General features: G+C 68.4%; 8 protein-coding genes and 1 pseudogene. 6 read left to right on the plus strand and 3 right to left on the minus strand.

The window, feature by feature from the left end; all coding sequences use genetic code 11:
* Both NM2_RS18120 and NM2_RS18125 read right to left on the minus strand, forming a co-directional pair.
* Positions 1-240 (minus strand): annotated as a pseudogene (locus NM2_RS18120) (mycothiol synthase); the annotation flags it as partial.
* Positions 237-1,001: a winged helix-turn-helix transcriptional regulator gene (locus NM2_RS18125; RefSeq protein ID WP_067670110.1), complete on the minus strand. Its 765-nt coding sequence runs from the start codon at positions 999-1,001 to the stop codon at positions 237-239. The gene NM2_RS18125 and the pseudogene NM2_RS18120, both read right to left, overlap by 4 nt.
* Positions 1,002-1,601: 600 nt before the next feature.
* On the opposite strand from NM2_RS18125, the gene NM2_RS18130 reads away from it, so the two are divergent.
* From NM2_RS18130 to NM2_RS18155, 6 genes are all read left to right on the plus strand, one after another.
* Positions 1,602-2,399, plus strand: a complete 798-nt coding sequence (locus NM2_RS18130) for an LmeA family phospholipid-binding protein (protein ID WP_067670121.1) — start codon at positions 1,602-1,604, stop codon at positions 2,397-2,399.
* Entirely contained in the window at positions 2,396-2,860 is a 465-nt protein-coding gene (locus NM2_RS18135; RefSeq protein ID WP_067670112.1) for a thioredoxin family protein, read from the plus strand. Before NM2_RS18130 ends, NM2_RS18135 begins: the two co-directional genes overlap by 4 nt.
* A gap of 335 nt (positions 2,861-3,195) precedes the next feature.
* Positions 3,196-3,687, plus strand: a complete 492-nt coding sequence (locus NM2_RS18140; protein ID WP_067670114.1) for a DUF4395 domain-containing protein — start codon at positions 3,196-3,198, stop codon at positions 3,685-3,687.
* A 28-nt stretch (positions 3,688-3,715) separates the two neighbouring features.
* Positions 3,716-4,549 (plus strand): sulfurtransferase, encoded by an 834-nt coding sequence (locus NM2_RS18145; RefSeq protein WP_067670116.1) that lies wholly within the window; start codon positions 3,716-3,718, stop codon positions 4,547-4,549.
* Between the two features lie 6 nt (positions 4,550-4,555).
* Positions 4,556-4,861 carry a DUF1416 domain-containing protein gene (locus tag NM2_RS18150; RefSeq protein WP_067670119.1) on the plus strand — a complete coding sequence of 102 codons (306 nt, stop codon included), beginning with the start codon at positions 4,556-4,558 and terminating at the stop codon, positions 4,859-4,861.
* Between the two features lie 504 nt (positions 4,862-5,365).
* Complete coding sequence (locus NM2_RS18155; RefSeq protein ID WP_067670123.1) at positions 5,366-6,031, plus strand: heme-binding beta-barrel domain-containing protein; 666 nt, start codon at positions 5,366-5,368, stop codon at positions 6,029-6,031.
* Between the two features lie 212 nt (positions 6,032-6,243).
* Here NM2_RS18155 and NM2_RS18160 read toward each other — a convergent pair.
* Positions 6,244-7,172: ATP-binding cassette domain-containing protein (locus NM2_RS18160; protein WP_157121159.1), on the minus strand; the 929-nt coding region annotated here is incomplete at its 5' end.

Below are 7,172 nucleotides of genomic sequence, written 5' to 3' on the forward strand. Positions count from 1 at the left end.
CATCGCGGGGTGATCGCCGTGTGCGGCAACGAGATTCGCGTATCCGGCCACCGCGCCCTCGCGGATCGCGAGCAGGTGCCGGGCCGCGCCGGACGCGTCCAGGGACAGCACGGCCTGTTCGGAAACCGGTGCGACGCCGTCGGATTCGTGTGCGCGCGCGAGCAGTGCGTGCACCTGGGACACCGTATCGGCGGACAGCTCGTCGGTCCACCCCGACAGCTCCGCCCGATCGACGGTCACGACAGCGAACCGTTGACCGGAGCGGGTTGCGCGTCCTCGACGGGCGTGCCGTCCTCGGACGACGCCGGGACCGCATCGCCCTTGGCGCTCGAGCGCGCCGGGCGCACGGCCTTGTAACCGACGTTGCGAACCGTGCCGATGAGCGATTCGTATTCGCTGCCGAGTTTGGCGCGCAGCCGGCGCACGTGCACGTCGACCGTGCGGGTGCCGCCGAAGAAGTCGTAACCCCAGACCTCCTGCAGCAGCTGAGCCCGGGTGAAGACCCGGCCCGCGTGCTGCGCGAGGTATTTCAGCAGCTCGAATTCCTTGTAGGTCAGATCGAGCGGACGGCCGCGCAGCCGCGCGGTGTAGGTGCCCTCGTCGATCACCAGCTCACCCAGGGTGATCTTGCCGGTGTTCTCCGGGCTGGCCGAGCCGCCGTTGCGCGCCACCAGCAGACGCAGCCGCGCGTCGAGTTCGGCGGGGCCGGTGCCGGGCAGCAGGATGTCGTCCAATCCCCAGTCGGCGTTGACCGCGACCAGGCCGCCCTCGGTGAGCACCGCGACGACCGGCACCGAGGACCCGGTGCTGCCGAGCAGTCGGCACAGCCCGCGCGCCGCGGCCAGATCGGTGCGCGCATCGACCAGTGCGACGTCCGCGGAACCTGCCTCGAGCAGGGAGGAGACCTCCGTGGGCGCGGGACGGACGTTGTGCGGTAACAACGCCAGCGAGGGCAGGACCGACTCCGGGTTCGGGTCCGAGGTCAGCAGGAGCAGCTCCACCGGCTCTCCTCCCAATCTGGCATGTCCGCGGCAACCTCGCTGTAACTCCGCGACATCATGCTCGTTAGAACTGGTAATTCGTGCCTACATTAGCGCGTCCGTTGATGTGACCACGCATTCCGGCGTCCGGCGCACCGGAACCGGCCCCAGGCGCATCCCGGATCGGCGAACGCCGTCAGCCGGAGCAGCGACCGTCGAGGCGAAGGCGGCATCTCCGGCGAAACGGGCGCGGCCGGATGTCCGAACCGCGATCGGCCCGGTCCGAACGGCCTACCGTGACAGATACTCCGGGCCCAACACCCGGAGTACATCGAGGCGACAACAGATATCGTGCATGCATGGGTAACTCATCGGGTACCCCGACGACCCGACCAGCTCCACAGCGCCGGCCCGGCGAAGGGCCTCGCAACCGTTCCGGGGCGCCGCACACCCACCCCGCCCCGACCGGCCCGGCGGCATTCGCCGAGTCGCGCAGAGGCGGCCGCATCCATGGGTAGCCCGACGGGCACGCCCGGTACCCGCCCGGCCCCGGACCTGCCCGCCGAGGGCTCGGGCGCGACGCTGATCGAGGAACCGGGTGTGTCGATGCGCGCGTACGTGGTGCGCAAGATCGTCCTCGGTGTGCTGTTGCTGGTCGCGATCGCGGTCGTGGTGGACTTCACCGCGGCGGCCTATTCGGAGTACCGGGTGTCGCGGTCGCTGCGCGCGGGCGGCGAACTCAGCGCCGATCCGAACGTGACCATCCACGGATTCCCGTTCGTCCTGCAGGCCTGGCACGACAACTTCCGCAACGTCGAGATCCAGGCCAGCGCGAACCGGCCGGACATCCCGGGCCAGATCCTGGTCGAGGCGACGCTCAACGGCGTCCATCTCCCGGCGCACGCGCTGCTCGACGGCGATACCCGGTCGGTTCCGGTGGATCGGGTGGCCGGGCGGATGCGCATCGAACCGGTCGAGCTGGGCCGGTTGTTCAACATCCCGGATCTGGACATGCGCGGGCCGCCGGCCGACAAATCCGACGGTACGGGCGGCTCGGGCGGCTCGGGCGTGACCACCCAGGGCGCGCTCATCCTCAGCGGCACCATTCCGCTGGGCCCCGAACCGCGCAGCACCGAGCGCGTCAGCGTGAAGGCCGATCTGACGCTGGACGGCGATCAGGTCCGCATCGTCGCGACGGATCTGTATCACGGTGACGAGACCACCACCACGAATTCGGTGGAACTGAGCCCCGACCTGGACAAGACCGCGGTACTGGCCCGGTTCAGCCGGACCATCGACACCCGCGATCTGCCCTTCGGGGTACACCCGACCAGTGTCAAGGCGCTCGGCGGCAATATCATCGTGGAAGGGGAGGGCGACAATATGACGATCGATATGGACAGGTTCGCCCAGCCATGACGCAGATCACGATTCTCGTGGCGGTGCTGCTCGTCGGCGGCGTCGTCGGCGTGCTGGTGCGCCGTCGCGAGGGCCGCGTACGAAATGCCCCGGCCGCCAAGGCATCTCAGCCCGACACCGCCGAGCGCACGGCATTGCTGACCGCGGCGGGCGTCGGCGCGGCGCAGCCGGCGGTACTGCATTTCTCCGCCGAGTGGTGCGGCCCGTGCGCCGCGGTGCGCCGGGTGGTCGGCGGCGTGGTCGCCGATCTGGCGCAGACGCAGGCCCCGCCGCGGGACATCGAGGTCGACATCGATGCCGAACCCGCCCTGGCCCGCGAGCTGAACGTGCTGTCCCTGCCCACGACGTTCGTCTTCGACGCCGAGGGCCGCGAACGCTTCCGCATCTCGGGCGTGCCGAAGACCTCGGACCTGCGCAGCGCCCTGGTCCCGCTCACCCAGCCCGAACCCCGCTGCGCCTGACCGCTCGGCGGGCGCGAACCCGGCCCGGTGCGTCCGGATCGTCGTGCTGACCGGCCGTGAGCAGGTCGAACGCATCGATTTCCGACCCCGGGTCCAATTTCCGCGCCGAACCGGGTAAAGTGGTCGGGGTGCAAAACCGCCGAGAGCTGATGCTCACCCGTCGCCGCACAGTTGATCTGTGCCGCCTCGGCGGTTGTTGCTGCCTGTGCATGTAGCCGGTCGGCCTTTACCTCTTTCGCTGCCGACCGGTTGTGCTACCGCGTGAGTGATCTCGTCGATCCTCCGGTGATCTGACTCGAAAACCGCCAGACATACGCAGCGCAGGAGTTCTTCCGATGTCCCAACCCGACACCGACTTATCCACCCAGCAGCCCCGGCCCGGCCAGGTCGACGTGCGTGGTCCCCGCTTCGCGGCGTGGCTGACCACCGGCGTTCTGGTCGTTGTCCTGATCGTCTCCGCCGTCTCGGTCCCGGTCGCCGCGGTGCTCATCGCCCTGCAGGCGGTGGTGTTCGCACTCGGCGCGCTGCTGGGCCCGCGGCGCAGCCCCTACGGGCAGATCTACGCCAGGCTCGTCGCGCCGCGCGTCGGCCCGCCCACCGAGGTCGAACCCGTCGCACCGCTGCGGTTCGCCCAGCTGGTCGGCCTGATCTTCGCGGTGGTCAGCCTGATCGGCTTCGCCGCCGGAAGTGTCGTGACCGGCGCGATCTTCGCCGCCTTCGCACTGTTCGCGGCATTCCTGAACGCGGCCTTCGGCATCTGCCTGGGCTGCAAGATCTACCCACTCGTCCAGCGGATCCTTCCCGCACGCACACAGTCCCCCACCTAGCCCGGCAAGTCACATCGAAAGGAACAACATGGCTCGCTCCGATGTCCTGGTCTCCGCAGACTGGGTAGAAGAGAACCTCAACGCCCCCGGCGTCGTCATCGTCGAGGTCGACGAGGACACCTCCGCCTACGACACGGGCCACATCGAAGGTGCCGTCAAGCTCGACTGGAAAAAGGACCTGCAGGATCCGGTTCGGCGTGACTTCGTCAACCGCGAGCAGTTCTCCGACCTGCTGTCGACGCGCGGTATCGGCAACGACAACACCGTCGTCCTCTACGGCGGCAACAACAACTGGTTCGCGGCCTACGCGTACTGGTACTTCAAGCTGTACGGCCACCAGGACGTCAAGCTGCTCGACGGCGGCCGCAAGAAGTGGGAACTCGACGGCCGCCCGCTGTCGAAGGAATCCGTGACCCGTCCGGCCACCACCTACAAGGCCGGCGAGCAGGACCTGTCCATCCGCGCGTTCCGTGACGACGCCATCGCCGCGATCGGCACCAAGAACCTCGTCGACGTGCGTTCGCCCGACGAGTTCTCCGGCAAGATCCTCGCGCCGGCCCACCTGCCGCAGGAGCAGAGCCAGCGCCCCGGCCACATCCCCGGCGCGATCAACGTGCCGTGGAGCAAGGCCGCGAACGAGGACGGCACCTTCCGTTCCGACGAGGAGCTCGCGGAGCTGTACAAGGATGCGGGTCTGGACGGCGAGAAGGAGACCATCGCCTACTGCCGCATCGGCGAGCGTTCCTCGCACACCTGGTTCGTGCTGCAGGAGCTGCTCGGCCACAAGAATGTCAAGAACTACGACGGAAGCTGGACCGAGTACGGCTCCCTCGTAGGAGCACCGATCGAGTTGGGAGCCTAATTTCCTATGTGCGCAGCACCTACCCAGGGTCAGACCCTGCCTGCCAATGTCGACACCGAGAAGGAGACGGTCCTGACCGGCCGTGTCCTCGACGCCGACGGCAATCCCGTCGGTGGTGCGTTCGTTCGTCTACTGGATTCCGGCGACGAGTTCACCGCCGAGGTCGTCGCCTCGGGCACCGGTGACTTCCGTTTCTTCGCCGCCCCCGGTTCCTGGACCATCCGCGCCCTGTCCTCCGCGGGCAACGGCACCGCGAAGGTCTCCCCCGAAGGCGCGGGCATCCACAACGTGGACGTCTCCGTCGCGAAGTAGCTGTATTTTCGGCCTCCGCTTCGCTCCGGCGGGTTTTCGGCGCTGTAAGACTCGTCGTTCAGCCCTCGAGACTCGGGCTTCGCCCATGCGCTTCGAGGGCTGAACGACCAGCCCGCACCGAAAACCTTTGGGGCTGGTGTTACTTGGCCTGACAGTTCCGGCGTACGAAGATGCTTCGCCGCTGAGCACGTTTCGAGGTGCTCAGCGGCGAAGCATCTCGTGTTTCGGGGCAGGGATCGTCCGCGGCACGGGAGCGGATTCCGGGGCTGCGGTCGGGGTGAACGTTTACGTATCCAGCGTTTTCCGTACGGCTGCTACGGCATATCTCACAACGTCCCCGGTTTTCGTCCAGGGCGTGCGGGTCGATAGACTTCGACACGTGGTCCTTACCTTCGAGATTTTGCTGGTTCTCGTCTCCGTGCTGATCGCCTGGTTCGGTCTGTACGTCCTCTACCGGCTCTTCACCGAGTCGTGACCGAGTCCGAGCACGTCGAGAACTCAACACTGAACGGTTCCGCGTCCCCGACGGACAATGGGGCCGAGCCGTCGCGCCGCAGCGGTGACGCCGCGGTGAACGAGGCCGCAGAGCGCGCCAAATCCACCGGCCCGCGCAATATTCCGCAGCTACCGGATCTGCCGCTGCCCGAGGACACCGCGAATCTGCGGCAGGGCCCGGATCTGAGTTCCTCCATGCTCGCGCTGCTGCCGCTGGTCGGCGTGTGGCGCGGTGAGGGCGAGGGAAACGATCCCGAGCGCGGGGACTACCACTTCGGCCAGCAGATCATCGTCTCGCACGACGGCGGCGACTACCTGACCTGGCAGTCCCGCTCCTGGGTGATCGACGCCGAGGGCAACTACGGCGGCCCGGACCTGCGTGAGAGCGGTTTCTGGCGAGTCGCCATGGACGGCGACGACGAGGTCATCGAACTGCTGCTCACCCACAGCTCCGGCATCGTGGAGCTCTACTACGGCCAGGCGCTCACCCAGTCCTCCTGGGAATTGGCCACCGACGTCGTGATCCGCAGCCAGTCCGGCGCGGTCGTCGGCGGCGCGAAACGTCTCTACGGCATCGTCGAAGGCGGCGACCTCGGCTACGTCGAGGAACGCGTGGTAGCCGACGGCGCCCTCGAACCCCGCCTGTCGGCCCGCCTGCGGCGCTACGTCGGCTGAGACAGAACGACCCCCGAGCCGTATCGCGGAAAATCTCTTCTCGCGATCCCGGTCGGACAACCGGGGACTCGGGGGCCGGGTGACTGCCTGGGATTCGCCGCGCGCTCGCGCGGACGGTTACCCGTCGCAGCGGTGGCGCTTAGCTGACAGCCACCTCACGTGTCCTGCGAATACTCATTCTTCGAACCACCTCCTTCCCGTGTAACCCAAATCTAACGGGTGGATCCGCCGGTCGGCAACGTATTTTCGCGGGGGGCGAAATCGCTGGTGAGGCGGGTGCGCGGGATCGAGATTCGGGCGCCGGGCGATACCTGGACGACGGTGTCGGCGCGATGGTCCGGTGGCAGCTGATGGGTGACGACCACGACCGTGCGGTCCGGGGCGACCAGGCCGCTGGTGTCGTCGAGGAGGGCGCGCAGGAGGTTCGCGCCGGTGGCGGCTTCCAGATGTTCGGTGGGTTCGTCCAGCAGCAGGACCCGGGCCGGGGAGAGCAGCGCGCGGGCGAGCAGAATACGACGGCGTTGACCGCCCGATACCGCTGCCGCACCGCCGATCAGGTCGGTGTGCAGCCCCTCGGGCAGGGAGTCGAGCCAGTCGCCCGCGCCGACCGCGTGCAGGGCCGCGCGGGCCTCGTCCTCGGTGACGTCGCCGCGGGCCACCCGCAGATTCTCCAGGACCGTGGTGCCGAACAGGTGGGCGTCCTCGGCGAAGAAGGTGACCCCCGGACGCGGGGTGTCGAACAGCCCGGCCCAGGCCATCAACAGGGTGGTCTTCCCGGCACCGCTCGGGCCGAGGACCGCGATCCGGCGGCCCGGGGGCAGCGCGGGCAATTCTCTCCGAACCTGTTGTGCGCGAGCATCTTCAGCGCTCTCGGCGGCGATGATCCGACGCAGTGCGGCCCGTCCTCTGGTCAGCGCCTGAGCCGCCGCGGGCAGGACGCCCACGGCTTCGAACGCCGACAGCGGCAGCAGCACGAGCACGGCCAGCGCCATCGGCGTGATCGCCCCCGGCGGCACGGATTGCAGTGAGCCGGAGGGCATCCGGACGGTTCCGGGCCCGCCGTAGAGCACGATGCCGATGAGCAGCGCGCCGAGTACGCTCGCGCCGATCGAGATCGGGGTCGCCGCGGCGGCCCAGGCGC

Source organism: Nocardia miyunensis NBRC 108239 (genome assembly GCF_001613065.1).
Classification (GTDB): Bacteria; Actinomycetota; Actinomycetes; order Mycobacteriales; family Mycobacteriaceae; genus Nocardia; species Nocardia miyunensis.